The organism is uncultured Maribacter sp. (assembly GCF_963974015.1).
In the GTDB taxonomy this organism is placed as follows: domain Bacteria; phylum Bacteroidota; class Bacteroidia; order Flavobacteriales; family Flavobacteriaceae; genus Maribacter.
This window is the reverse complement of the sequence record NZ_CAXBBZ010000001.1, coordinates 494,676-520,569: the sequence shown is the minus strand read 5'-3', so window position 1 is coordinate 520,569 and position 25,894 is coordinate 494,676. Positions and strand designations below refer to the sequence as shown.

Here is a 25,894-nt window from a genome sequence, read left to right as displayed (position 1 = left end):
TGTGATTATTATAATTGAATCTGTCTGGCAGCTACTTTACTTGCCAATACCAAAGCATTATAAGCGTTTGCGATCTTGCCGGATTTGGAAATTTCATTAAGAGAACCGCTCTTTTTTCCATCGTTTCCTAAAATTACCGTGGTTTTAATTGGTAACCCAGATTGTAAGATTATTTTTTTTACCTGTGCGGCAGTAAGTGATGGATATTGTGACATTACAAGGGCTGCTATTCCTGCTACTGCAGGTGCTGCCATTGAGGTGCCTGGTGAGTATTCATATTCATTGTTCGGGTAGGTAGAATAAATATCGGTACCTGGAGCAAAAATATCAACATTTACTTTACCGTAATTCGAATAGCTGGCAACCAGCTCAGAACCGTATTTTGGATTTAATGCGCCAACCGTAATAACGTTATCCGAAATTTCAGGACCATTATTAATTTGATCATTCGGAAAATTTCCATTCGTTGGGTCATCTAAGTTTGCGCCATCATTACCTGCTGCATGTACGAAAAGAACATTTTTTTCTGCTGCATATTTAATCGCATCATATACCCAATCGGCTTTTGGAGAATAGGATTTTCCAAAACTACCATTGATAACCCTTGCGCCATTGTCGACAGCATAACGAATGCCGCGAGCTATATCCTTATCATATTCATCACCATTAGGCACCGCTCTAATACTCATTATTGCTACATTGTTGGCAACTCCGTTAACGCCTAACCCATTATTACGCTCAGCTGCTATTATACCGGCAACATGCGTACCGTGGCTTTCATCGGCTACCCTGTTTTTTGGATTGCCGTTACCATAGGCGATATCTGAAATGTCGTAAGGGTCATCACCAACAGGCTCCCTGCCGATGAAATCCTTATTTAGGTTGTAATTTACTTGATCCGAAAAGTATTTAATACCATCCCCTACTTCCTCAAGTCCATTACTCAATTCCTCAATACCATCATTCAATTCCTCAACAACTTCTGGAATGGAATTTTTAATACCGAACATTTGATTAAGCACTGCTATATTTCGTTGCATAGCCTCGTCCTCAGTTGTGATGGTGGTTAAATCTTCTTGAGTATACGTTTCCTTGTTTAGATATTTTTTAACTGCGCTATCGGCAATTTTCACAGCCTGTAAAATCTGTTCGTATTGCTGTTTGTTCTGTTCGTAAAGTTGCTTGTTCTGTTCGTAAAGTTGTTTTCCTTGTAATGCTTCGTTATACTTTTTGTCTAACATTGCTTTTGCCTTCGATAGCGTTGCCGCATCACCAATATTTAAGCGCAACATACGAACGTATTCTAATTGTTCATTATATGATTCTCCTAAGAAGTTATAACCATGAATATCATCAATATAGCCATTACCATCATCATCTTTATTGTTGCCTGCCTTTTCTTTGGTATTGGTCCACAAAACATCGTCAAGGTCTTCATGGTTTAAATCAATACCAGAATCAAGTACCGCTACAATGATTTTAGTTCCTTTTCTGTTTTTTATAATTTCATCGTAAGCTCTATTAACACTCATGCCCGGTATGGTGTCTGCTACTAAATCTAAATGCCCCCAATTATTCTTCTCACTTGTGGTGAGGTCGGCTATTTTTAGAGGGGTAGTGTCAATATTCTCAACGGGAGTGAGAATTAGTCCACCCCCACCTGTTACCGAACTCGTACTACCACAACTGGCTAATAAAGCAACAATTGATAGAGCGAACAACGATTTTAAATATGTATTTGTCATGATTGGGAAACTTTATTTTATATGATTTATTAGTTAATGTATAGTAACGCAAAGTTAATTGAAGATTTCATCAAAAGAGTATACTTGATTTAATCGAACACCTTTTTCGGTGTGTTTTAAGGTACACAGTTGATTATGTGCGTCATGTTCAAAAAATAGATAGTAATTGTTTTCCACAGCATCATTTAAGAACAGTTCTTTTTCTGTCATAGTAATTAACGGCCTTGTGTCATAACCCATTACATATGGTAAAGGTATATGGCCAACAGTTGGTATAAGGTCGGCCATGTATGCAATAGTTTTTTCTTTATAAGAAAATTGAGGTAACATTTGTTTTTCGGTATGACCATCTACAAAACGAATGCCAAAACCTAACGGACTATTATTTAAGAAGCTTTCATCTTTATGGTCAATAAAAGTTAATTGACCGCTCTCTTGCATGGGAATGAGATTTTCTTTTAAAAAGGAAGCTTTCTCTCTTGGATTTGGTTCTGTTGCCCATTTCCAATGTTTCTCATTTGACCAAAATTTCGCATTTTTAAAGGCAGGTTCATACCCACTTCTATCTTTATTCCACTGAACGGCACCTCCACAATGGTCAAAATGTAAGTGGGTCAAAAAAACATCGGTAACATCATCTCTATGAAAACCATGATTTTTTAGAGAAGCATCTAAAGTAAAATCTCCCCAGCGATAATAATAACCAAAAAATTTGTCAGATTGTTTATCTCCCATGCCGGTATCAACCAATATAAGTCGATTACCATCTTCAATTAATAAACTACGGGCAGCTATATCAATAAGATTATTGCTGTCTGCAGGGTTGGTTTTTTGCCAAATGGCCTTTGGAACAACCCCGAACATAGCGCCACCATCCAATTTAAAATTACCGGTTTCAACAGGATAAATTTTCATAAAGGGCAAAATAATAAAAGTGGATTGAATCTTATGATTATTAAGAATATATTATCATTTAGCCCTGTAGTTTAACGAGCTATATACTTCTTTTTTGAAAAGAGTTTGGAATTATAAAAGGGTTTAATCAATCTTCTAACAGTAATTCACTAATTTGATGGTGTGCCAATGGCTTGGTAAGTTGTTTTTTAACTACATAATATTTTTCCCCTTTTTCAGCATCTAAAGAATCTAATGACGAGCTTAATAGGTAAATTTTACAATGGTTTTTTAAGTCTTCTGGTAGTTTCAGGTATTCGTCTAAGAATTCAAACCCGTTCATTCTCGGCATTTTAATGTCTAAGAAAATTACATCGGGGAATGTTTCTTCATTTTCAACAATGGCGTTTAGATAGACTAAAGCATCAAAGCCAGAGGTCTTGACAGTAATTTGTGAAATGTTTTCCTCTTTCGAAATTATGGCTTTATTAATGAAATTGTCCACATCCGAATCGTCAATCAAAAGTATATTTATATCCTTGGTCATATTATTTTCTACCTGATTCATTTGGTATTTTTATAGTAAACATTGATCCTTCTCCCAATTTTGATTTTACTACCATAGTGCCATTTAGTTTTGTCAACACTTCTTTTACGATGAACAATCCTATACCAGACCCCATAATTCTGGAAGACACTCTATAAAACATATTAAAAATTTTATCGATTTCTTTTTCTTCTATCCCTAAACCATTGTCTTTAATAGTGATAATTGCTTCCTTTTTTGTGGTGTTTATACCAATCCAAATGGAAGGTGCCTTCTTCTCTAAATCATGATATTTAATAGCGTTCGAGATAAAATTATTTAAAACAATAGAAATTCTCTTGCTATCGGAAACAAAACCTACTTTATCATTAATGTTAATTTCTATGTTAATCTTATTCGTGTTCTCTAAATACCATAGGCTTTCCAATGAATTTTCTAATAAGTTAGTAAAATTTATTGTTTCTAATTTAACATCAACATGTTTATTTCGCGAATATTCTATGATGTCTTTGATAAAATCATCTAGTCTTTCAATAGATTTTTCCATCATATTTAAATGAAGAGCTAATTGCGGCTCTCGTTCTTCCATTAAGGTTAATTGAATAAGCCCTAGTACCGAGGCTAAAGGAGCTCTTAGCTCATGAGAAGCGCTATACACAAAACTATCAAGTTCAGAATTTGTCTTTTTAAGTTCTATATATTGAGACTTCAATGCTTTTTCGGCCTCTTTTCTTTTGGTGTCATCAATTAAGTTGACCAAGTAGCTTTCTTTATTGTTAAAATGCAAAGATTCAATTGATATCAAAAGAGATTTGGCCTGACCGTTTCTTAACTGTATAGCAAGCTCTTGATTTATTACTTTTCCGTTTTCTAAAAACTGTTCCCATAGTTTAAGACGCTCGTTTTCTTCTATTGAAATTACCCCAGAATCGAAAACAGTTTTACCTATTAAAGCTTCTCGTGCAGTGCCTAAAATACTGAAGACTGTTTTATTGGCCTCAATCACCCTTTTTTGGTCATCTAGCATAATCATGCCCATTAAATTGGTCTCAAAGGCCTTGGCAAATTTTTCTTTGGTTTCACGCAGGGCTTCTTCCGCTAGAATATTCTTCGTAATATCTATAGCGGTACCATGCAGTTGTATGGGCTTACCTTCATTGTTATAAACATTCTCAGAAAAGCTAAGAATATGTTTAACAGTGTTGTCTTTAAGGCATATTTTATAAACGGCAGGTATTGTATGGTCATCCTCTGGTTTTCTATTCAAAAACTCAGCCAATACATTTGAATCGTCTGGGTGAATAAATTCGATTACTTTTTCTAGAGTTATGCTAGCCTTGTCACTAACGCCATATATTTCGTACATCTCATTAGACCATTCTACTAGATTACTATCTAAGTGCCAGCTCCAATACCCAATCTTTCCAATTCTTATAGCTGCGTCCATTTTTGACTTCAAATCAATAATTTCATTTTCAGCTTCTTTTTGTTCGGTAATATCAACAGTCGTACCTCTATAGCGAATTGGCAAGCCCACAGTATCTTCAATCACCTCCATCTGTACCAGAACATACTTTACAGATTTGTTCTTATGTATTATTCTATAGTAAAAAGAACCGTTGTCTTTGGTGGTACTTTTAAGTTGTATAAGTGCGTTGTGATTTTGCCAATCATCTGGGTGAACCAATTTTTTTGTTAACGAAACATCAATTATAGTGCCTGGCTCAACATCATATATTTCATACATTCTATCAGACCATTCAATGATTTCCGTTTTTAAATTCCAGTCCCAATACCCAATTTTGCCAATTCGTATGGCAGCATCCATTTTTGTTTGTAGGTCATAGATTTCCTTCTGAACTTTTTTACGTTCTGTTAAATCAAAAGCAATACACCCAATACCTATTGGGTTTTTGGTGATTTTATCACGAATTAAAAAACTTGAAAATTCTGCGGGTACTATTTTTTTAGTACTAAAATTTTGAAGAGGGACTTCTCCGCTCCAAACACCATTTTCTTTAATTCCTGTTAAATACTCGTTTGAAATTATACTATGATATTCTTTTGGAAAAAAATCAAAAATCGAAGTGTCGGCAATACTTTTTTCAATAGGAAAATCCACCAAATTTTTACCTGCGTCATTTAGGTAAATTGACTCGCCTTTTAGCGATGCCAAGCCAATAAATCCAGGACTATTTTCTATAACGGCTATTAATTTTTGGTTTTCTTGATCTACTTTTTTCTTTTTGGTAACATCCCTAAAATATATAGTGATGCCTTCTGGAGAGGGGTATAGTTTGTTTTCTATCCAAGCATCAAACTGTTTGTGATATTGCTCAAATTTAATGTAAGTTTGATTTTTCATGGCATCATGAAAAAATGAATAAGCCTCCGTTTTAGCGAAATCCGGATATTCTTCCCAGACATTTTTGCCAATCAATATTTTTGGATCAATGTTTAATATTTTTGCAGCCCGCGCATTTATATAAGTATAATTCCAATGCCGGTCAATGGCAATGAACGCATCGGATATACGTTCGGTCAATTCGCGATATTTAATTTCGCTTTGTCGAATTTCGAAATCGGCTTTTTTTCTATCTGTTTGATTTATATAGGTGCTTAAGCTGTATTTTTTATTTTGATATTCATAGTGCTCCATTGAGGTTATTAAATGTAATATTTCACCTTTCTTGGTTTTAAACTCCACTTCTATTTTACCGACCCTTTCTGAAGATCCAAATGCGCTAATTGCGGGGTTCTTTTTTAAGGCCTCTTCCATATCTAACAAGCCTAATTCTGGAATGGTTTTACCTTTTACTTCTTCAAGCGTATACCCTATTAAGTTGAGAAAATAGCTATTGGCATCAAGAAAGCGTTTATTATCATCTTTAATAACCATGCCAACAAAACCACTATTAAAAGCTTTACTAAATTTTCGAAGATTATCTGCAGCGATTAGCTCTAGTTCTTTTCTTTCGGTAATGTCTCTTAGAATGCCTAATAAATCCCCATTTGGAGTCATTTTTGCATTAATTTCCCCATAAAAAGAAGAATTGTCCTTTCTGATCATTATCCTTTCATGTAGAATAGTATTTCCTGCTTTCAATTCTTTAAACTTAATAGGGTTATGCTTTAGCTCTTCAGCATCATAAATGTCTTTTAAGCTTAAACCTATTAATTCACTTATAGTATAACCCAACATTTTTGCTCCTGAAATGTTTACATCTGAAATGACACCAGTAGGACTTGTTAGGAATATGCCATCTGATGCTTGTTCTATAAGTGTTTTTAATTTGTTATTGCTTTCATTTAACAACTTGGTCTTTTGTAATACCAATTGATTTAACCTAAAAGGTTGGCGAACTAGAAACCAAACGAGTATTCCACAAACTAGTGAAAGTAAAAACCCTAAAATAGAAAAGATAATAATTGTTGAGTAAGAAGTAGGTTGGTTTGAAATTACATAAAGCTTCCATTCACCTTGGCTGGTGGTAAGAGGTACATTTATAGCTTCACCTTTCGATATATCTTTAGATGAATAAAAAACTTCCTCTGTTTTATTGGGGTTAACTTTGGCTAATTGATAGTAAAATGGAGGGGTCTCTAACGAATCTATCTCTACAGCACTAATTATGGTAGATAACCTTATAACTGCGGCCACAAAACCATTGAAACCACCTTCATTGAAGAGGGGTCTTCTGCCAACAAAACCCGAACCGCCCTGATTAAGATAAATGGGTCCTGTTGTGAAATAATCTTTTCTTTCCAATGTGGTAATTGCCCCGTCCTTAGCAATAGAATCCTTAAATATATTTAACCCTAGAACTTCATTGCTTTCCAATGGGTAAACATGGGTAATAACCCCTTCTTTGTTAACGAGTTCTAAAGCATCAATTTTTTTGTTGCTATTTATAAGTAAATGTGCAATACTGTCAAAGTTGTCAGGTATACCATAATTTTCAACAATGAAAGCCAATGTTTGGGTTGCTGTCGAACTTTGTCCTAGAATGCGTTGTAAATCCTCTTCTAATTCTAATGCCCTTTCATTGACCTTATTTTGCTCATTTTGATTTTGTATTTTAAATCTTTGATTAGTGATGGTTTGCGTTATTATCAAAACTAATAGAAATGCCAAAAAACCATATAACAATGGTTTTTTAAAAGCAAAATGATTTTTAACTTCTGGCATATAAAATTTTTCTAAATAAGAAAGGTTACAAGTTAAAATTAAAAGGTATTCTTTAGTATAATTTAAGTTTTGATAGTGTGATAAACGATATAGTGTATATTATCAAAAACTAAAATTTTAATATTCAGTGTTGATTATAAATCGCAACTATTCAGAATTTTGAAAACTTTAGGCAAAGTTAGAAAAGACATTTGTAAAATTGGGCATTTCCTTCAACTTTTGTAAGATTAAGTTCGCGTGTAAGAAATATACTTGATTATTGTGTACTAGTAAGTTATGTATGAAAAAATAGGTTAATTATGTATTTGTTGTTGTGATTCTTAATTAATTGCTATTGCAAAACAATTCGTTATTTTAAACACCTTTTTTTGATTAGTATTAACCTAGAAAATATTTTGATGAGAAAATTAAACAGTGATGCTTTGTGTTAGCAATAGGTTTAATTGTTTGCCAAAATAGAGCATGGCTTTAATTTCCTTAACACTTAACAATCTTTCTTTTTTCATGATCAAAATAGAATCTCCATTGGTTTCAATGTGATAATACGGATTACTTTCTAAAAACAGGATCAATTCGTCAGTAAACAAATTTTGTATTTCATCTTGATCTTCACCACTTAAGAAAAAGCGCTTGTTAAAATCTGGATGGTTTTCTAATTGAATGTCTTTAAAGCCTGCCGTACTATAGATAAAATCTAAAAGGCCTTCTTTATCCAAAGTAAATACAGGTATGGGTCGCATTACTTTAATATGCAATATTGTTGTCTTTACAACTTCTCGCGCAATGAATTCCCCTTCACTAAACTCGATATCAAATAGATGAAATGTTTTCGTTTCATTATATAAGCTGTTGTAAAAAAAAGGCACTTTTCGAGTTCTAAAAAATATGAACTTATTTAGAAATTTGGTTTTCTTTGATCTATTGGGAGCATAAGACCATTTATACTCTTTTGCCATAGACTTTAAAAGACCTTGTCTTTTTGTAAAATACTTTTCAATTGGACCAAGTTTGGTCAAAGGCAATAACTTTCGAATAGCAAATGGATGTTTTGAATCTGCACCATGTTTGTCGAGCCCAATAATTTCAATACTTCCATCTTTCTTTGAAAAGGTATCAACATAGTTTTCTAAACCCTCCATTACGGTGTGGTCTACAAAACTACATAATGAAAAATCAAGAATTACATTTTCATTTTCGGGAATAATATCTAACTTATTCTTGAGCCTATAAAAGTTTAGAAAACTAACAAAGTACTTGACACTGATGTAATAATTACCCGCATCTTTCTCTTTAAACATTAAAATGTTAGGCTTGACCAAATGATTTACGAACAATGAGATACTCTTATTCAATACTACGTGAATTAAAAAGGTCACTAAGATACCCATGGCTATACCAGTAATAAGATTGGTAAATAAGGTTGTTAATAGGGTTGCTAAAAAAATCAGTATCTGTTCCTTTCCTATTTGTGCAATCTTCGAAAAATTTTTTGGTGTTGCGAGCTTATAACCTGTATATACAAGAATTGCCGCTAAAGCCGCTAAAGGTATTCGTCTCAATTGATCTTGAAAAAGAAGCACGAATATGATAAGAAAAAGGGCATGGAAAAAATTAGCAGATTTATTGGTCGCACTATTGTTCACGTTAACAGAACTTCTTGCAATAACGGTCACCACATTTAACCCACCCACTAAACCACTTAGGCTAGTAGCTAAACCAAGGGCTTTTAGGTCTTTATTTACATTAGATCTTCTCCGATGTGGATCAAGTTTATCTACGGCTTTAATGCTTAACAATGATTCTATACTTGCGATTAGAGTAATCGCTAAAACAGTCATTATAAAATCTAGCTCCAACGCTTTTGAAAAATTGGGAAAGGCTAAATTGGAGAGAACATTATCGGGGATATTTACTAAAAATTTATCTTTTAAGGGATATGGAAGGTTTAGCGAAACAAAAATATAACTTAAGCTTACCGATAAAATTAAAATCCACATGGGCGCAGGAATCAGGTGTAAGTACTTATTCCTTATTTTAGAATAATTTGCCATGATAACTAGTGCAACTAAACCAATAATTGCTGCAATTAGTTCCTCTATATGGTAATTTTCATATAAGCTTAGTATGCCTTCAGGTATCTGTACAAGCAAATGAACTATACTGCCATGTTCATTATTATGACCAATCATAATATGAAATTGTTTAGCGAGAATACCCAGTCCTATAGCAGCTAACATGCCTTCAATAGCAGATGCGGGGAAGAAATCTGCCAACCTACCCATCTTTAGAAACCCAAGAATAAGCATGAGAATACCAGAAAAAACAATTGCTGCAAGCGTAAATAAATATCCCTCATATAAGTCACCACCCCCTAAAGTTGTTATAGCGCCTAATAGAACGATTACTAAACCATTTCCAGGTCCGGTAATAGTTACATTAGAACCCCCTAAAAGAGAAACTACAATTCCACCAACGACAGCGGCAATAATACCGGAAATTGGAGGCGCCTCACTTGCCAAGGCTAACCCAAGACCTAAGGGTAGTGCAATAAGAGACACCACAAAACCAGAGAATAAATTCTTGGGAAGTGAACCAATGAATGTTGAGGTTTTCTTTTTTTTGGCTGTCAAATCTATTTTCTAACAATTAATAAATCGGTTGGTAAATCAGATAAAATGTATTCTATGTCATGTGGAAAAATTCGGTCCCAAATACTAGTTTTAATAGGGGCATTCATTACTAAAAGATCAGCTCTGGCTATTTCGGCATAATGCCCAATTGAATACCCTCTTTTTCCAAATATACTTTGCGTTTTAACATTTATATTTTGAGTGATATTTTTAGGTAAGTTGGAAACAATATTTTTTACCCTAGATTCTTCTCTATGCCTTAATCGTTGTTTAATAATATTCGCCTTTTTTAATGAACGGTCATCTTCAACAGTAACATGTATCTCCTTTGGTAAAATTTCTTCAACTATGGTAATTTGTTGTGCGCCAAGTAAACTAGAAAAATAAAAAGCATGTTCAATGGCCATTGGGGTGTCTGGAGCATCTAGCCCATTGACCACAACATGCTTACAAGGTACTCGTGTTTCTGATGGTTTTATTAATAATAACACTGAACAGTTTACTTTGCGCGTTAGCTTTCTAGCAATCGATCCCACATAAAATTGAAATCTATTCTCGTGCTGCAGTGCACCCAGAATTAACAAGTCAATATTCAAATCCAAACAAGCTTTTGTTATGACGGACTCAGGATTTCCTTCTTTCCAAAGTATGTCAATAGAAAGGTTTGAACGTTCCGTTTGTGAAACAATGGTATTGATTTGACTTGATTTTTCAGGAGTGTATTTGCCTACATGTAATAAAATTAATTTGCATTTCAGGAAATGGGCAATGCGCGTAGATTCTAAAATATTCACCTTAAGAGAAGGTGAAAAGGCAAAGCCGAATAAAATTGATGAATATAACTTGATAAGGTTTTGATTAATTGGTTGTGCCATCCAAGATAAGGCTTAATTATAAGAAGGAAAACTGCCTACATAATACGGGTGATTAAAAATGCTCTGTTTAGGTATAGTTTTTATGGTAATTAGTACGCTATAATTGTTATTTTTATCCAAAATAAATAATATGTTAGAGCTTGCAGGAATCATTATATTGGGGATACTTGCTCAATGGGTAGCTTGGCGTTTAAAATTACCCGCTATTTTACCTTTAATTCTTATCGGCTTATTGGTCGGGCCAATATCTACGCTATATACTGCCGATGGATCTAAATTAATAGAACCGATCTGGAATGGGGATGAAGGACTTTTCCCCGGTGAGGGTTTATATTATTTTGTTTCTCTTGCAATAAGTATTATACTTTTTGAAGGCGGACTTACCCTTAAGCGTTCTGAGATAAAAAGCATTGGCCCAGTGATTACTAAATTAATCACTTTAGGGAGCGTTACTACTTTTTTTGGGGCGGCTTTAGCGGCATATTTTCTATTTGGCCTTTCATGGCAGTTATGTTTTTTATTCTCTGCTTTAATTATTGTAACAGGCCCAACGGTTATTACTCCTATATTAAGAAACATTCCGCTTAAAAAAGATATATCCGCAATTTTGAAATGGGAAGGTATTCTTATCGACCCTATCGGTGCATTGGCAGCCGTATTGGTATATGAATTTATTAGTGTAGGCGAGGGTCAGGCATATACAATGACCGCTTTAGTGGAGTTCGGTAAAATCTTATTATTCGGTTTTACCTTTGGCTTTACATTTGCCCATGCGCTTACTTTTTTGATTAAGAAGAATTTTATACCACACTATTTACTGAATGTTGTTACACTTTCTGTCGTGTTGGGCGTTTTTGTAATGTCAGATGTTTTTGCTCATGAATCGGGCTTATTGGCTGTTGTGGTCATGGGTATGGTTATGGGAAACACTAATTTGCCTAATATTAAAGAGCTACTCTATTTCAAGGAATCATTGAGTATTCTTTTAATTTCCATTTTATTCATTTTGCTAGCGGCCAATATCAATATTGCAGATCTAGAATTAATATATACCTGGAAAACGATAGTATTATTTTTATCTATTGTATTGTTAATTAGGCCACTTGGTGTTTTTCTTAGTTCTATTGGCTCCAATTTAAAACTTAACGAAAAACTATTTATTAGCTGGGTAGGCCCTAGAGGTATTGTTGCAGCGGGTATCGCTTCACTTTTTGGGTCTAAACTATTATCTAAAGGAGAGCCAGGTGCTGAATATATTACGCCATTGGTATTTATGATTGTTTTAGGAACCGTTTTGTTGAATGCTACAACTGCCCGATTGTTTGCAAAATTAATAGGGGTCTTTCTTAAAAAATCAGAAGGTATATTGATTTTGGGTGCATCAAAAGCATCAAGGTTAATAGGTACCTATTTACATCAGAACGATAGGCATGTGGTATTGATAGATAATAATCAATCAAACATTGACAAGGCCAATAAATTAGGATTGGAAGCTATATCTGCCAACATTTATTCTGATAGTTTAACAGATAATATAGAGCTTAACGATATTGGGTATATGATGGCATTGACCGGTAACTCTGATATCAATAAATACGCTATCAACAAGTTTCAAGATATATTCGGTGAAAACGGTTCTTTTAGGTTAGTCGATGCAGATGAAATGGGAGACCCAGAAAACAATCCAAAAGAAGGATTGTTTTCCCATACAGATGATTTTATAAAACTTACCGAAGCATCTAGAAAGTATCCGGCAATACATGAAATTGAACTTCATGATACGGAACATTACGAAGGCTTGATAGAAATCACCAAAGCGGACGCTGATATTGTACCTTTATTTCTTAAAGATCCTGATGGGGATATAGAAATAATCACAGCCTTCAGCAAAGATTTTACAGATATTAAGGAAGGCTACAAATTAGTCTATTTGGGTAAAATATTCCCGTCTGAAAATCAAGAAAAAGAAGTCGTTAAAGAAACTACTTAATCGTTCAGTTTAAGTACTGCCATAAATGCCTCTTGTGGTATTTCTACATTACCAACTTGACGCATACGCTTTTTACCTTTCTTCTGTTTTTCCAAAAGCTTCCTTTTACGTGAGATATCACCACCATAACATTTGGCGGTTACATCTTTACGCAATGCTTTAATAGTTTCTCTAGAAATAATCTTAGAACCTATAGCGGCTTGAATGGGAATGTCGAATTGTTGTCTTGGTATAAGTTCTTTTAACTTTTCACACATTTTTTTACCGATAGTGGTAGCATTGTCAAAATGTATTAATGCTGAAAGCGCATCTACGGTTTGTGCATTTAATAATATATCGACACGCACTAATTTAGATTCTCTCATACCAATAGGTGTGTAATCGAAAGAAGCATATCCCTTAGATACTGTTTTTAAGCGGTCATAGAAGTCAAAAACAATTTCTGCAAGCGGCATATCAAAGTTAAGCTCTACACGCTCTGTGGTTAAATAGGTTTGATTAGTAATCTGCCCTCTTTTTTCAATACAAAGCGACATAACATTACCAACAAAATCAGCTTTGGTAATTATGGTAGCTTTAATATAAGGTTCTTCAACACGGTCTATAGTCGATGGGTCTGGTAAATCACTAGGATTGTTTACGATCATAGGAACATTTGGGTCTTTTCGTGTAAAGGCATGGTAGCTTACGTTTGGTACCGTAGTAATCACGGTCATATCAAACTCACGTTCTAAACGTTCTTGAATGATTTCCATATGAAGCATACCCAAGAATCCACAACGAAATCCAAAACCTAGTGCAGCACTACTTTCAGCAGCGAATACTAAAGAGGCATCGTTCAATTGTAATTTTTCCATTGAAGACCTTAATTCTTCAAAATCTTCGGTGTCTACAGGGTAAATACCTGCAAATACCATTGGCTTTACATCTTCAAAACCTGCAATAGGGTTTTTTGTAGGATTAGCAGAATCGGTAATCGTATCACCAACCTTTACTTCACGTGCATCTTTAATACCTGTAATTAAATATCCTACATCACCTGCTTTTATTTCTTTTTTCGGATGTTGTACCAGTTTAAGCGTACCCACCTCGTCTGCAAAATAGCTTTTGTCTGTAGCTACGAATTTTATCTTTTGTCCTTTTTTAATAGAACCGTTTACCACTCTAAAATATGTTTCTACTCCTCTAAAGGGATTGTAAACAGAGTCAAAAACAAGGGCTTGTAACGATTCATCAGGGTTTCCTTTCGGAGCAGGAATTCGCTCAATAATTGCACTTAAAATTTCTTCAATACCAATACCTGTTTTTGCACTTGCAGGTATTACCTCTTCTGCTTTACAACCTAATAGATCAACAATATCATCGGTAACTTCTTCTGGGCTGGCACTTGGTAAATCAACTTTATTTAAAACAGGTATAATCTCAAGGTCATTCTCTAAAGCCAAGTAAAGATTAGAAATCGTTTGTGCTTGTATACTTTGTGCCGCATCTACGACCAATAAAGCACCTTCACAGGCCGCAATAGATCTAGAAACCTCATATGAAAAATCTACGTGCCCAGGAGTGTCGATAAGGTTTAGAATATAATGTTCGCCCTTATAGGTGTAGTCCATCTGTATGGCATGACTTTTTATAGTTATACCACGCTCTCTTTCAAGATCCATACTATCTAATAATTGCTCCTTTTTCTCTCGGTCGGTAACCGAACCTGTAAACTCTAGCAGTCGGTCGGCCAAGGTGCTTTTACCATGGTCAATATGCGCAATAATGCAGAAATTTCTAATGTTTTTCATAGCGGTAACGGTAATAATGGTACAGTTTAAAACCAAGAATAGTACTCGGCTTTAAAAGGCAATTGCAAATATAATCTAATTTACAGCGCTAAGCTTGAGTGTAATCGCCAATTTATAGATGTTGACTTTTCTTTGGATTACATAATTTGTAAAGGATTACAACGTTTTTTTAATTAGATTTGAAATTCAACCCAAACTACTATTGAAACTACTATTTGCGATTTTAATCTTTACCTTAGGTATATCGGATTGTGTGTTTAGTCAAACCTATGAATTAAAAGGCGAGGTTAAAGATCAATTTCAAGAACCTGTTGCCTTTGCCTCTGTTTTTCTTTTGAATGTTACAGATTCTACTTTGGTTAAAGGAACTTCAGCAGATGAGAATGGTATTTTTTCTATTTCCAATATTTCAGAAGGACTCTATTTTTTAAAGGCATCTTATGTGGGGCAGATGTCAGATAATCGTGCAATAGAAATTTTAAAAGACACAAAAATTGGTGCTGTAATTATAGAACAGCAGGCAGAGGAACTTAATGAAGTTACAGTAACTAGCAACAGACCTTTAGTAGAACGCAAGGTAGACCGTATTGTTTTTAATGTGGAAAATACGGTGATTTCACAAAACAGCTCATGGGATATTCTAAGTCAGACACCAGGTGTAATTGTGATGAACGATGAACTAAAGGTGCGTAATCGTGCTACTACTGTTTACGTTAATAATCGAAAAGTTCAATTGTCATCAGAAGAGGTTAGAAATCTTTTAGAGAATTATCAAGGGGAAAATATAAAATCGGTAGAGGTAATCTATAACCCTCCAGCAAGTTATGATGCCGAAGGGGGGTCAATATTAAATATCATTACGAGTAAAAATGTATCTCTTGGTTATAAGGGAAATATAAGTGCAGGGTATACCCAAGGTGTTTTTCCGAAATATAATTTTGGCACTTCTCATTTTTACAAGACCGATAAACTAAATGTGAATGCGAGCTATAACTATGTTCCAAAAAAAGAATTTAAGAATACACTGAGTAAAACAAATTATAATAATGATACAGGCATCTTTTCGATATGGGATACTGATTTTGACCAAATAATTCGAAGCAATACACATAGCGCAGGCCTTGTCATAGATTATGATTTCGATGACAAAAATAGCCTTAGCCTTACCTCTAACGCTCAATTACAGCCAAAAAGAGCGTCCGAGTTTTTTCAGAATACCACCATTAAAAATGGTTTGGGGGTTATAGATTCTTTATTTACCACGGGTAGTTACCTAAATGAAATTAAAAATAATATATCTGGAGACCTTACTTATAAACATAAGTTTAAAGAAAGTGGAAACCTGAATATGAATGCCCATTACACATACTTTGACCTTGATAGATCACAAGATGTGAATTCTAATTATTTCTTGCCCAATGGTTCATTTATTCGTGATTTTAATTTCTCAACAAATGCAAATCAACAAATAGAAATAAAAACTGCTCAATTAGATTATAATGATCATTTGGGAAGCGTTTTTTTTGAAACAGGAGTTAAAGGGTCATTTATCAATTCTGAAAGTAGCTTAGACTATATTCTTCGAAATAATGGTCCAGTATTTATACCGAACTTATCTGATGATTATATCTACGATGAAAATGTATATGCGGCGTTCTTTAGTTTTTCAAAAGATTGGGAAAAATGGAGCTTAAAAACGGGTTTAAGGGGGGAGCAGACAGAAAGTTCAGGTATTTCCGAAAATAGCTCTACCATCAACAACCTAAACTATTTTGAACTGTTCCCATCACTATATGTACTACACAATATTAATGAACACCATAGTCTTTCTATAGATTATTCTAGAAAATTAAAACGTCCTAGATATGATGATTTGAATCCATTTAGAACGTATATAAATGAACGTACTTTTGAAGAGGGCAACCCAAATCTAACTCCTAGCTTCAGTCATAATTTTAATTTGAACTATACGCTTAATCAAGAATACTTTTTTGATTTTTATTACAGGGATAATGGTAGGTATATCTCTACACTTACATTTCAAGACAATGAAAATTTAGTTTTAAGGGACATTACGCAGAACGTACTCGCAAGTACTTCCTTTGGTCTTGATTTCACTTATGGTAAGTCTATCACTAATAATTGGTACCTGTATAGTTATATTTCAATTTTTCATGAAGATGAAGCCTTTATTGCCTTACAGAGCAATGCCTATTCTTTTAATAATAAATTCAACGGAGCTTATGTAGATTTAACTAATTATGTGACCCTTTCTAACGATGGCACATTCAAAGGAGAATTGGGCCTTGTTTATATGTCGGGCTATTTACAAGGGTCTTATATTCAAGAACAATCTACTAATTTAACTTTAGGGCTAAGAAAGTCGTTTATGAAGAACAGGGCCGTCGTTAGTGTAAGCGCTAATGATCTTTTAGGGAAATACAATGCCTATGTTTCCTCTAAGTATTTAAATCAAGACAACCGTTATTTACCTGCACCGGAAACACAATACGTGAAGTTTGGATTCACATATAATTTCGGGAATTTCCGATTAGAGGATAACCAACGTGATATAGACAAAAGCGAGCGCGAGCGGTTAGAAAATTAATAAAATACGCACTTTCAAAATATTTTAATTTTTCTTGTTAAATTTTCAACAGTTCCGTCAGATTTTTCCGATTAACTTTCCTATTTTTAATTCCTACAACCAACCAACTACATGACAAGGGATTTCTTTGCAACATTGCTATTTAGCTTGATAGTTTCTCTTGCGTATTCTCAAGAATTTGAAATTAGCGGTTTTGTCTTAGATGAAGACAAAAAACCGATGGTATTGGTAAATGTTCTTTTGTTGACCCAAGAAGGCGATTTTATAAAAGGCACAGTAACCAAAGATAATGGCTTCTATCAGTTTTCAGCCATTAAAGAAGGTACATATCAGATTATTGCTAGTTATATCGAAAATACGGTTGAAAGCCCGCTAATTCAATTATTTAAAGATATTGAAATTGAATCCCTCGTTTTAAATAGTGCGCAGCAATTAGATGAGGTGGTGGTTACACAAAAAAAACCAGTATTAGAACATATGGCAGACCGCCATGTGTTTAATATTGAAAACACCGCCCTTTCTGATAATGATATTTGGAGTGTTTTAAAGAGAACACCGGGTGTTATGGTCATGAACAATAAACTATTGGTAAACGGTAGCTCGAATGTGAATATAATGATCAATGGCAAACGAATTAATTTGCCAGAAGAAGATATTATGAATTTACTTTCTGGCAACTCGGCAGGCAATGTTGAATCTATAGAAGTGATTACTAGTCCACCGGCAAAATACAGTGCCGAAGGCGGATTATTGATTAATATTAAAATGAAGAAAAATTTAGTCTCTGGCTATAATGGTTCTGTATTCAACAGATATACACAGGGCGTTTTACCCAAACACACCTTAGGTATGGATCATTTCTTTAAAGGAAAGAAGATAGATTTTTCTACAAACTATAGTTTTAGCCATAATAGAGATTGGATAAGATATACCGATATCACTGATTTTTTTAATAATGCACAGGCAAGTGAAACTTGGACGGCTGAACAGAAATCTATTTCTAAAGAAAAAAGCCACACCCTAAACCTATTTCTAGATGTTCTATTAGATGAAAAGAACACAATAAGTCTAACCTCCAACAATAGCTACTTACCAAATGTCATCAATAATTATACATCTGAAACTGAAATAGAAGACACGGATGGAGCAACCACAGCACGTTTAGCGGGCCTTAATATTTCTAACAAAGATGTTTTAAATACCGCGTATTATTTAGATTGGGTACATAAATTAAACGAAAAGGGTGCCGAACTTTCTTTCAGTACCCATTTCACGTATTATGATTACAAAATAAAGCAAGAATTGAATAACAATTTTGTAGAAGGTGAATCTGAGTTTATTACAGAAGATACTTTTAATGTGACGTCTAATCAAATCATTAATCTATATAGCGCACAAACCGACCTTACTCAACCTCTCGGTGAACATTCAACAATGGAGACAGGTTTAAGGTATGCCGATATTAATTCTGAGTCGAACATATTACAATCTGGTTTTGACCTGATAAGAGACGGTGTAGATCCAACGGAATCAGGTATTTTTAATTACGACGAGAAAATTTATGCAGGGTATATTAGTTTAAATAACAGTTGGGAAAATTGGAAATTAAACTTAGGTATTAGAGCAGAATATACAGATGCCAAGGGCGAATTAAATACGGAATTAGAAGCAAATACCAATTCATATATGAATTGGTTTCCGACAATGGCTCTATCTTATACAATCGATAAGAATGCATTTTATTTAAAGTCGTATAGACGAATCACAAGACCTAGATATAATACCATAAACCCGTTTCAATATTATTTATCAGCAAATTCTATAATAGAGGGCAACCCAAATTTGAAGCCAGCATATAGAGATTATGTTCAGTTCGATTATGTTTATGATAAAGCCTATAAGCTAGTGTTGTTTGCAGGAAAAAAATCTAATGAACAATCGCAGCAAATGTTTCAAGATAACACTACTAATATAATACGCACACAGTACATTAATCTTGAATCGAATAATTACTATGGTGTAGACGCAAGCGTTTCGAAAGATATTACCTCTTTTTGGAATTTGTTTTTATTGATCAGTCATTATTATGATAAGGATAGTTTTACGGATTTAAACACCAATACTATTGTAGAAAACTCAATTTGGACCACACACACCCGAACCACCAACAGTTTTACCTTTTTAAGTGACAAATCGTTATATGCAGATTTGACCTACATTCATTTTTCACCACGTATTAGTGGAAATACTAGGTACGCTTCTTTCGGCAAAATGGGCTTATCCTTAAGAAAAACGTTGTGGAGCAAATCAGCGAGTATTTCTTTGGCAGTAGAGGATATGTTTAACAAAGGAGGCATATATGGGACAAGAAATTATCTTGATCAGAGTAACAGCACATATTCAAGATGGGAAAATAGATTGTTCATTGCAGGGTTCAGGTACAAATTCGGTAATACCAAAATAAGGGATAATTACAAAAGGAAAAATACCGAAGAGGGTAGGCGTTTGTAGCATTATTTTAGGCCATCATGGTGCCACAAACACCAAGACTTACCAACAGATAGACACCAGCTAAAATCATAAAAACCTTACCCGCTTTTATCTTTTGCTTAGAAAACAAAATTCCACCTATTATTAGAAATAATAGGGCAGGACCGAACATTATAAGAAAAATCAAAACAACGAGACCATCTAGGTTACCGACTTTTAAAATCATATCATTTCGTTTTGTAGTTCTTTCAATCGCTCAATTTTGTCATCCCTATAAAAAAGGTTCATGGTTTCAAAGGGGATAATTCTATAATCCTTGTTGACAATATGCACACATGATTTTTTAATAGCGCGTACATCGAAATTATGTGCATCTATAAATTGCATTATGATGATTCTAAATAAGTTATCATACCCTAAATCTGGAGCATCAATTTCTGGCAAACAGCACATGATGCTTTTAAGATTTTCCGATGCTTTTTCAACAGAATTGCCTGTGCTGAAGAGTTCGATCATTTTACCGTGCAACTGCTCGTCTTGTTCATAAATAATGGTGTTCTTGCCTTCATTTAATAAATCATCTGGATTAATATAACGCGTTAAAGAACTAATATCGTTTCCCAATTTTAAAGCATAGGCCATTACCAAAGCATCAGGATTACAAGGTACGGGTATTAAATCGTCAGGTTGAAAAACAAGAGATTGCTCTAATATTTTTCGGCGTACTTCGGTCAAGGTTATACGGTTTTCATCTACTTCAAAATTCTCCAATCGACCGGCAATTTGTGTGGGTTGAAAGGTAACCCCACGAACACATTTCTGCTTTAGGGCAAAGTCAATAGTGCTTCCCATTTCATGGTCGTTCAATCCTTTTTGCAAGGTCACAACAAGGGTTGTAGACAAGTTTAATTGGTTGAGGTGGTCGATTGACTTTAATCGGACATCTGCTAGGTCTGCCCCTCGTAATGTCTGTAGCACATGATTATTTAGAGAATCGAACTGTAAGTAGATTTCAAAATCTGGTGCATAGGCGGCTAATCGCTTTGCGAAATCAAAATCTTTTGCAATTTTTATTCCGTTGGTATTCAACATCAAATGCCGAATTGGTAAAGTTTTGGCGTAATCCAATATCTCAAAAAACTGCGGGTGTATTGTGGGCTCGCCAACGCTTAGCTGAACCACATCGGGCTCTCCTTCATTTTTTACGATAACATCGAGCATTTTCTTAACCTCTTCTAGGGTTCTGTGTCGACCAAAAGTAGGCGAGGAACCAGCATAGCATGTTGGGCAGGTAAGGTTGCAACGATCTGTTAGTTCAATAACGGTCAAACAAGAATGCTGCTCATGATCGGGGCATAGGCCACAATCGTAGGGACAGCCATAATGTGTTTTTGTATTAAAGGTTTTTGGGTACTCAGAGGCTTAGTTATAATTTCTTATGTTCTTATAGTATTAGATATCGTCTGTAATTAGCACTTTTGAGCGCCCGTGTTCTTTGCAGTTTTTAAGCATGTACACGTTCTGATTTTCAAAAACAATCTTGGCATCGACTCTACGCAGACATTCAGGACACAGGCTTAACGTAAAATCATAATACGTATAGTTTTTTTCGGACATTAATTATTCTTTGAAAGATGAATTTATAATAGTAGACCAAACAGATTAAACATAATATTTGAATGCTGCTTAACTCTAGTACATAAAACCTATTCGGTTTTAGAAATTCGACACAAAAACGAAAAGAGAAATAGCTGACCATGAAAAGTTTGAAAAAGTCACCACTTGTAAACAGGGTTGATTTTATTTGAAGTCTTTTAATGAGTACGAAAAGGGCGAGTAGAAATACGATTTCATAAAGAGCAATTGGGTGTCTAGTAAGTCCATCTCCTAAATCCATCCCCATAAAAAATGAAGTTTCTTTTCCGTAGGTAAACTCTTTTATCCCAGATAAAAAACACCCTAAACGGCCAATCATAATTCCTAAAATAATGGGAAGGGTAAACAGGTCGCCCGATGATTGTTTTTCGCTAATGATTTTTTTAGCAAGCTCTACGCCTAGCAATCCACCGAAAAGTCCGCTCATAATGGTTTTATTATTCAGGTTAAAAAGCCAATCCTCATGTATATGCGCCACGGGGTTTTCAAAAAAAGCCACTAAACGTGAAAAAAATAAAGCGCCAAAAATTGCACCTATTAAAATAGAAAGTCGGTTAGTAGACGATATAGGGTCAATGCTTTTCTTACGGAGGAACACATAATATCGAAACCCTATAAAAAAGCCAAATATTCAAGAATAAGGTGAACATTAAGTTTTATGCCAAAAACAATAGGCTCGAAAGGCAGGGAGACATATGATAAAACTTGGGTCATAAAACAGTAATAACTACATAACTAGTTCAAACTTATTTAAGTTAAAGCAAAGAGTGTGCTTGGGCCTAAATAATATTATGAAAAAACTTAAAATTAATGGACGTACCCTTACATTAATACAGATAAGCTTCTTCCCGTATTTTTATATAACTTTGCATCCCAAAATTAAATAGACAGTGCCTAAAATTGGAGACATACAACTACCTGATTTTCCGTTGCTTTTAGCACCTATGGAAGATGTGAGCGACCCGCCATTTCGTGCCCTTTGTAAAGAGCAAGGAGCCGATGTGGTGTATACTGAATTTATATCTTCTGAAGGACTGATTCGCGATGCTGCAAAAAGTGTGATGAAGCTTGATATTTATGAGAAAGAACGTCCGGTAGGTATTCAAATTTTCGGTGCTAATTTGGATAGTATGCTACAATCTGTAGAGATTGTAGAAAAATCAAGGCCAGATATTATTGATATCAATTTTGGCTGCCCGGTTAAAAAAGTAGTTTCACGGGGCGCAGGCGCAGGTATTTTAAAAGATATTGACTTGATGGTCTCCTTGACCAAAGCTATGGTCGAACATAGTAATTTACCTATCACGGTGAAAACCAGATTAGGTTGGGACGATGATTCTATTAAAATTGTTGAGGTTGCAGAACGCTTACAAGATGTAGGATGCAAAGCAATATCCATTCATGGTAGAACAAGGGCACAAATGTATAAGGGCAATGCCAATTGGGACCCTATTAGAGAGGTAAAGAACAACCCAAGAATGCACATTCCTGTATTTGGTAATGGTGATGTAGATACGCCGGAAGCAGCATTAAAAATGCGCGATGAATACGGATTGGATGGCGCAATGATTGGCCGTGCAAGTATCGGTTACCCATGGATATTTAGAGAGATAAAACACTTTTTTGAAACAGGCACGCATTTAGCCCCACCAACCATGGAAGAGCGTGTTGATGCCGCCCGTCGTCATTTACAAATGTCGATTGATTGGAAAGGAGAAATTCTGGGTGTTTTCGAGACACGTAGACATTATACCAATTACTTTAAAGGCATACCCAATTTTAAGGAACATCGCATGAAAATGGTTACTAGCGATGATTCTGCGTCAGTTTTTGCTGCCTTTGATGAGGTTATGGAAAAGTTTGGTGATCACGAGTTTAACTTGATCTAAGCCTCGATTAATTTCTTATTGATTCGACTGCTTGCAATTTTAGAAGCGATAATACCTAGTACTATAATCGTAGCAAGTACAATAGTAATATTGATGAACTCAAATTTAACAGGGTAGGATAGAGACGGGGTTATTTTTAACCAGCCGAATGCAAGTTGCGACCATACAATAATGACACCGATAAGTACACCGATCAATCCTCCTAAACCAGTAACTAAAATTCCTTGTAAAAAGTAAATACGTTGTAATTCTTTAATCGTAGTACCTAGGCTGTAAAGGGTTTTAGAGTTCTGTTGCTTGTCTAAAATCATCATGATAATTGCGCCGACCACATTAAAAAGAGCGATAATAAGCACAAGTGTAAATATGAGATATGTAGCGACGTTCTCGGTGTTCAACATTTTATATAGGGTACTGTTCAGTTGCTGTCTGTTCTTCAGTTCAACACCAGAACCTAAAATTACCTGAATTTCTGAACGAACTGTACTAGGCTCAACTCCGTCGTCCATTTTAAAATTTATACCTGAAATCTGTAGCGAGTCTTTTTCCAACAATGCCTGAGTCAATCGTAAATCTGCAAATACGTATTTATTGTCCAAATCGGCTTCAACGGCATAAACACCACCGATTACCATGGGAATTTGGTTATAGAGTGATGAAATACTTTGTTGCGATATAGAACCTTTACCAGGTTTAAACGCATAAATCTGCAAAGGGCTTCGAAACTGGTTGATGGTTACCCCTAGAATATTTGCGATACCCAAACCTGACACTACCTGTGTATCATTAACCGTCCAATCGCCCATGTAAAGTGTGCTATCTACTGCGGTGACTTTGGTATAATTACTATCTATACCTTTTATGTAGGCAATATGATTTTTACCTTGGTGTTCTAAGGAAACCTTTTCCTCTAGTTCTTTGGAATAAAAAGCTAGTCCTTCTACAGCATGTAAACGTTCTTCTTGTTCGGGAGATAAGGTAAACGTCTTTCCGGCTATTGGTAAAGCTTTTAGTTGTGGGTCAAAAGATTCGGTAAACGAAAGGCTAAAGGTTTTTAATCCGGCGAAGGCCGAAAGCACAATAAACAATGCTGCAGAACCAATAACAATAACTAAAAAGGTAATAAAATTAATGATGTTGACCGCGTTCTGGGTACTTTTTGAACGTACATACCTTTTGGCGATATAGAGAGGAAAATTCAAACGATCAAGACTTTTTACGTTTAGGTAGTAAATCTCTGTTCTCCATAGGGTTTTCTTCGCGTTTTAAAGACTTTTCAATATTCTCGATATAATCTAACGAATCATCTAAATAGAAAAGTAATTCTGGCACCCTACGTAACTGGTTTCTGGTACGCTGCGAAAGTTCGTGTTTAATTAATGGCTGGTTAGATTTAATACCTTCCATCAATTCAGCTGCTTTATCGTTCGGAAAAATACTTAAATAAATTTTTGCGATTGATAAATCTGTGGTTACCGCAACCTTAGACACTGAGATTAGGGTATTACGGAGTCCGCCATCAATGGCAGCCTTTTGTAGAATATCTACAATATCTTTTTGAATGACCCCAGCTATTTTACGTTGTCTTTGCGTTTCCATACTGCAAAAATACATATTAAAATGTATCTTAACCCCTATGTGATGCACTCTGAAGCAAATAAGGCATGAAAAAGATAGAACATTTAGGTATAGCAGTTAAAAACATGGAGGATTCCAATGTGCTTTTCGAGAAATTATTGGGAGTCGCACCCTATAAACAAGAAGAAGTTGCTTCAGAAGGGGTGAATACTTCTTTCTTTCAAAACGGTCCTAATAAGATTGAATTACTGGCATCGACCGACCCAACCGGACCTATTGCCAAATTTTTAGAAAAGAAAGGTGAGGGAATACATCATGTAGCTTTTGAGGTGGATGATATTGTTGCAGAAATGGCACGACTAAAATCAGAAGGATTTACATTGCTGAATGAAAAGCCGAAAAAAGGGGCTGATAATAAATGGGTGGCCTTCATTCATCCAAAGACTGCAAATGGGGTATTGGTAGAATTGTGTCAAGAAATTCGAGAGTAAGGTTTGATAATTTTATAGCCAGCTGTCATACTGAGCGCAGTCGAAGTGTCTTATGGGCCAGAATGATTATTTGGGCATGACCTAAACTGTCAACGAAACACTAGTGATAAGCAAGTAAACTATTCTACAACTATGCATAAAAATCTTGTGTCAGTTAAAAATAAGTAGTAATATTGCATCCGCAATTCGCGGGTTTTGTAACTGGTTTGAGCGCCAGTCTCTATCGATTTTAATCGAAACAAGAGTTTACAGAGCTTCAAGTATTGAATTATAACCGGTCCTATAGCTCAGCTGGTTAGAGCACCTGACTCATAATCAGGTGGTCCCTGGTTCGAGTCCAGGTGGGACCACATTAGATTATCCTAAAGTCTTTATTTACAGTGATGTAGGTAAAGACTTTTTTAATTCGTGCCGACAATGTTGGTATTTATTACTTTTTGTTTAGGCTTGATTTCTCTAGTAGTTTTGGTCTCAGCCACTCCAATTATCATGTTGTGTATTTAAACGATTGATTTTTTG

The 25,894-nt window shown here is 34.9% G+C and carries 16 protein-coding genes, 1 tRNA gene and 1 pseudogene; 6 read left to right on the top strand and 12 right to left on the bottom strand.

All coding sequences use genetic code 11. The features are described from left to right. Nucleotides 1-8: 8 nt before the first annotated feature. The 6 genes from AACZ41_RS02305 to AACZ41_RS02280 all read right to left on the bottom strand — a co-directional run bounded on the left by AACZ41_RS02305 (nt 9) and on the right by AACZ41_RS02280 (nt 10,880). Nucleotides 9-1,745 carry a S8 family serine peptidase gene (locus tag AACZ41_RS02305; RefSeq protein ID WP_339626092.1) on the bottom strand — a complete coding sequence of 579 codons (1,737 nt, stop codon included), beginning with the start codon at nt 1,743-1,745 and terminating at the stop codon, nt 9-11. Nucleotides 1,746-1,799: 54 nt separating this feature from the next. Continuing rightward, the gene (locus AACZ41_RS02300; RefSeq protein WP_339626090.1) at nt 1,800-2,660 is read right to left on the bottom strand and encodes an MBL fold metallo-hydrolase; all 861 of its coding nucleotides are present in this window, start codon (nt 2,658-2,660) and stop codon (nt 1,800-1,802) included. Between the two features lie 127 nt (nt 2,661-2,787). Then, a complete protein-coding gene (locus AACZ41_RS02295; protein WP_339626088.1) occupies nt 2,788-3,207 on the bottom strand; it encodes a response regulator in 420 nt (139 codons plus the stop codon). Continuing rightward, complete coding sequence (locus tag AACZ41_RS02290; protein ID WP_339626086.1) at nt 3,188-7,375, bottom strand: PAS domain S-box protein; 4,188 nt, start codon at nt 7,373-7,375, stop codon at nt 3,188-3,190. Before AACZ41_RS02290 ends, AACZ41_RS02295 begins: the two co-directional genes overlap by 20 nt. A 407-nt stretch (nt 7,376-7,782) precedes the next feature. Continuing rightward, nucleotides 7,783-10,005, bottom strand: coding sequence for a SulP family inorganic anion transporter (locus AACZ41_RS02285; protein ID WP_339626084.1), 2,223 nt, complete (start codon nt 10,003-10,005; stop codon nt 7,783-7,785). A gap of 2 nt (nt 10,006-10,007) precedes the next feature. Further along, complete coding sequence (locus AACZ41_RS02280; RefSeq protein WP_339626082.1) at nt 10,008-10,880, bottom strand: universal stress protein; 873 nt, start codon at nt 10,878-10,880, stop codon at nt 10,008-10,010. A 130-nt stretch (nt 10,881-11,010) separates the two neighbouring features. On the opposite strand from AACZ41_RS02280, the gene AACZ41_RS02275 reads away from it, so the two are divergent. After that, the gene (locus tag AACZ41_RS02275; RefSeq protein ID WP_339626080.1) at nt 11,011-12,870 is read left to right on the top strand and encodes a sodium:proton antiporter; all 1,860 of its coding nucleotides are present in this window, start codon (nt 11,011-11,013) and stop codon (nt 12,868-12,870) included. Here the strand turns inward: AACZ41_RS02275 and lepA are convergent. Continuing rightward, on the bottom strand, nt 12,867-14,663 hold the full coding sequence (gene lepA, locus AACZ41_RS02270; protein WP_339626078.1) for a translation elongation factor 4: 1,797 nt from the start codon (nt 14,661-14,663) through the stop codon (nt 12,867-12,869). The genes AACZ41_RS02275 and lepA overlap by 4 nt on opposite strands. A 202-nt stretch (nt 14,664-14,865) precedes the next feature. Here lepA and AACZ41_RS02265 point away from each other — a divergent pair, with 202 nt between their 5' ends. Both AACZ41_RS02265 and AACZ41_RS02260 read left to right on the top strand, forming a co-directional pair. Continuing rightward, nucleotides 14,866-17,271, top strand: a complete 2,406-nt coding sequence (locus AACZ41_RS02265; protein ID WP_339626076.1) for an outer membrane beta-barrel family protein — start codon at nt 14,866-14,868, stop codon at nt 17,269-17,271. 111 nt (nt 17,272-17,382) lie between these two features. Continuing rightward, entirely contained in the window at nt 17,383-19,782 is a 2,400-nt protein-coding gene (locus AACZ41_RS02260; protein WP_339626074.1) for an outer membrane beta-barrel family protein, read from the top strand. A 7-nt stretch (nt 19,783-19,789) separates the two neighbouring features. Here the strand turns inward: AACZ41_RS02260 and AACZ41_RS02255 are convergent, their stop codons facing one another. The 3 genes and pseudogenes from AACZ41_RS02255 to AACZ41_RS02245 all read right to left on the bottom strand — a co-directional run bounded on the left by AACZ41_RS02255 (nt 19,790) and on the right by AACZ41_RS02245 (nt 22,015). Then, entirely contained in the window at nt 19,790-19,987 is a 198-nt protein-coding gene (locus AACZ41_RS02255) for a hypothetical protein (RefSeq protein ID WP_339626072.1), read from the bottom strand. Then, a pseudogene (locus AACZ41_RS02250) lies at nt 19,984-21,378 on the bottom strand (radical SAM protein). Before AACZ41_RS02250 ends, AACZ41_RS02255 begins: the two are co-directional and overlap by 4 nt. Beyond that, nucleotides 21,350-22,015, bottom strand: coding sequence for a prolipoprotein diacylglyceryl transferase family protein (locus AACZ41_RS02245; RefSeq protein ID WP_339626070.1), 666 nt, complete (start codon nt 22,013-22,015; stop codon nt 21,350-21,352). Before AACZ41_RS02245 ends, AACZ41_RS02250 begins: the two are co-directional and overlap by 29 nt. 292 nt (nt 22,016-22,307) lie before the next feature. Here AACZ41_RS02245 and dusB point away from each other — a divergent pair, with 292 nt between their 5' ends. Further along, nucleotides 22,308-23,306 carry a tRNA dihydrouridine synthase DusB gene (dusB, locus tag AACZ41_RS02240; protein WP_339626068.1) on the top strand — a complete coding sequence of 333 codons (999 nt, stop codon included), beginning with the start codon at nt 22,308-22,310 and terminating at the stop codon, nt 23,304-23,306. On the opposite strand, the gene AACZ41_RS02235 is transcribed toward dusB, so the two are convergent. Next, the gene (locus AACZ41_RS02235; protein WP_339626066.1) at nt 23,303-24,508 is read right to left on the bottom strand and encodes an FtsX-like permease family protein; all 1,206 of its coding nucleotides are present in this window, start codon (nt 24,506-24,508) and stop codon (nt 23,303-23,305) included. The genes dusB and AACZ41_RS02235 overlap by 4 nt on opposite strands. Nucleotides 24,509-24,512: 4 nt before the next feature. Beyond that, on the bottom strand, nt 24,513-24,905 hold the full coding sequence (gene rbfA / locus AACZ41_RS02230) for a 30S ribosome-binding factor RbfA (RefSeq protein ID WP_339626064.1): 393 nt from the start codon (nt 24,903-24,905) through the stop codon (nt 24,513-24,515). A 65-nt stretch (nt 24,906-24,970) separates the two neighbouring features. On the opposite strand from rbfA, the gene mce reads away from it, so the two are divergent. Both mce and AACZ41_RS02220 read left to right on the top strand, forming a co-directional pair. Continuing rightward, complete coding sequence (gene mce, locus AACZ41_RS02225; protein ID WP_079511533.1) at nt 24,971-25,375, top strand: methylmalonyl-CoA epimerase; 405 nt, start codon at nt 24,971-24,973, stop codon at nt 25,373-25,375. Between the two features lie 276 nt (nt 25,376-25,651). Continuing rightward, nucleotides 25,652-25,725, top strand: a tRNA-Ile gene (locus AACZ41_RS02220). Nucleotides 25,726-25,894: the final 169 nt, after the last annotated feature.